The sequence below is a fragment of the Paraburkholderia sp. RL18-085-BIA-A genome (assembly GCF_046027075.1).
GTDB lineage: Bacteria > Pseudomonadota > Gammaproteobacteria > Burkholderiales > Burkholderiaceae > Paraburkholderia.
Genome location: NZ_JARESU010000645.1, coordinates 1 through 384 on the forward strand (window position 1 = coordinate 1; position 384 = coordinate 384).

Below are 384 nucleotides of genomic sequence, written 5' to 3' on the forward strand. Positions count from 1 at the left end.
CAGGCCCATATCGTCCGCCAGGCAAGCGCCCAGTCCGAGTCGGGTGAGCAGGTACAACCACCGCACGCCAGCCTGTTGGTAGGGCCGCAGACTGGCCTTGAGTTCCGGTCCTGGGCTTATCTGCGCCAACCCCTCCGGCTGACGCAACTCCTGCAAGATGTCGGCCAGCCAAGTCCCTGCAACAAGCTGCGACCAGTCGCGGTCGGCGGGGTCGCCGCTATCGTCGAGCGAAACACCCGCCAGAAGGCGTAGGGCCTCATTAAATGGCAGACCGGTTTTCGCCGCCTTTTCCATGGCCTCGAATCGCTTCAGGAGGCGACTGAGCTTGTTGTTGTCCACCTCGACCCAGCGACCACGGATGAGTTGCAAGCCGTCGGCGCCTTT

The 384-nt window shown here is 63.3% G+C and carries 1 protein-coding gene; it reads right to left on the reverse strand.

Annotated elements, in window-relative coordinates:
* Positions 1–384: SNF2 helicase-associated domain-containing protein (locus P0D89_RS54220; RefSeq protein ID WP_408379878.1), on the reverse strand; the 384-nt coding region annotated here is incomplete at both ends.